Annotated in this window: 2 protein-coding genes; both read right to left on the minus strand. The window is 70.0% G+C overall.

Features of this window, described 5'->3' with window-relative positions; genetic code table 11:
* Positions 1–672 (minus strand): aminotransferase class V-fold PLP-dependent enzyme (locus U9980_RS14910; protein ID WP_322768459.1); only part of this gene is annotated, 672 nt, incomplete at its 3' end.
* Positions 665–1,759 carry a citrate synthase 2 gene (locus U9980_RS14915; protein ID WP_322768460.1) on the minus strand — a complete coding sequence of 365 codons (1,095 nt, stop codon included), beginning with the start codon at positions 1,757–1,759 and terminating at the stop codon, positions 665–667. The genes U9980_RS14915 and U9980_RS14910, both read right to left, overlap by 8 nt.
* Positions 1,760–1,961: the final 202 nt, after the last annotated feature.

The raw sequence follows: 1,961 nt of genomic DNA on the forward strand, positions 1-1,961 counted from the left end.
GGACGGGGAGATCTCAGCCAACCGTTCGATCGCGGCCGGTGAGAGCAGCGCCACCCACAGCCCGCCGTCGGAGGCGAAGCTCTTCTGCGGCGCGAAGTAGTAGGCGTCGACCTCGCGGATGTCGACGGGTAGCCCGCCCGCGCCGGAGGTCGCGTCGACCAGGTGCAGCGCACCCTCGTCCGCCCCGACCGGCCGGCGGACCGGCTTCGCCGCGCCCGTGGACGTCTCGTTGTGCGGGGTGGCGTACACGTCGATGCCCGGCTCGGGTGCCCAGTCGGGATGACTGCCGGGCGCCGAGGTAATGATCAACGGCTCGGCCAGGAACGGCGCGCCCTTCGCGGTGTCTGCGAACTTGCCGCCGAACTCCCCGAACACCAGATGCTGCGAACGTTCCCGCACCAGGTTGAACGCGGCCGCATCCCAGAAGGCCGTGGAGCCGCCGACGCCGAGCACCACCTCGTACCCGTCGGGCAGCGAGAACAGGTCGGCGAGACCCGCGCGGACGCGTCCGACCAGGTTGCGCACGGGCTTCTGCCGGTGCGACGTCCCGAGCAGGGACGTTCCGGTCGCGGCGAGCTGGGCGACCGCCTCGGGCCGGACCTTGGACGGGCCGCAACCGAAGCGCCCGTCAACGGGACGCAGCTGCCCGGGGATGACGATGCCGTCAGGCATGGACGTCACCCAGCGGTCGCGGCGCCGGACCGATGTAGCGCGCGGACGGGCGGATGAGGCGTCCGGTGCGCTTCTGCTCCAGGATGTGGGCGCTCCAACCGGCGGTACGGGCACAGGTGAACATGGACGTGAACATGTGCGGCGGCACCTGCGCGTAGTCCAGCACGACGGCGGACCAGAACTCGACGTTCGTCCGCAGCGGGCGGTCCGGGTACCGGTTCGTGAGCTCCTCGATGGCCGCGCCTTCCAGCGCCTCGGCCACCTCGTAACGGTGTGAACCAAGGTCGCGGGCCGTCCGCCGTAGCACCCGGGCGCGCGGATCCTCCGCGCGGTACACCCGGTGACCGAAACCCATCAGCCGCTCCTTGCGGTCAAGCGCGCGGCGTACGTAACCGACCGGGTCGCCGGTGCGCTCGACATCGTCCAGCATCGCGAGCACCCGGGACGGCGCCCCGCCATGCAGCGGACCGGACAGCGCCCCGACCGCCGAGGACAGTGCGGCCGCCGCGTCCGCACCGGTGGAGGCCACCACCCGGGCGGTGAAGGTGGACGCGTTCATACCGTGCTCAGCAGCTGATACCCAGTAGGCATCCACTGCCTGGACATGCTTGGGATCCGGCTCTCCCCGCCAGCGGATCATGAAACGCTCAGTGATCGTGCGGGCCTTGTCGACTTCCTTCTGCGAGACGGCGGGCAGACCGAGACCGCGTGCCGCCTGCGCGACGAAGGACAGCGCCACCACCGACGCCCGCGCCAGGTTGTCCCGGGCTTCGGCGTCGGAGATGTCGATGAGCTGGCCGAAACCCCAGTAGGGAGTGAGCGTGGCAAGCGCGCTCTGCACGTCCACCCGGATGTCGCCCGAGTGCACCGGCAACGGGAAGGGCTCCGCCGGCGGCAGGCCGGGCTCGAAGGAGGAGTCGACGAGCAACCCCCACACATGACCGTAGTCGACCTTGCCGACGAGGTCCTCGATGTCGACGCCGCGATACCGCAGCGCGCTACCTTCCCTGTCCGGCTCCGCGATCTCGGTCTCGAAGGCGATCACGCCTTCCAGGCCGGGCTTGAAGTCGCTTGTCCTGTCGGCCATCGAAGTCCGGGCTCCGCTTCCTGTCCCCGGCCGGTGCCGTTGGCGGTACGCCGGGCCATTCCCGAGCACCGAACGCCAGCCGTAACTGATGTGAGCTGCTTACATCGGCATACCCAATTGCCTGTCTGCATCCTGCCCTGTTGTCGGGGGTAGTGCCACATTCGCCCAGGCCAACCACAGGCCAACCACAGGGCGGCGCCGG

It is taken from the genome of Protofrankia sp. Cr1 (assembly GCF_963555865.1).
Lineage (GTDB): Bacteria > Actinomycetota > Actinomycetes > Frankiales > Frankiaceae > Protofrankia.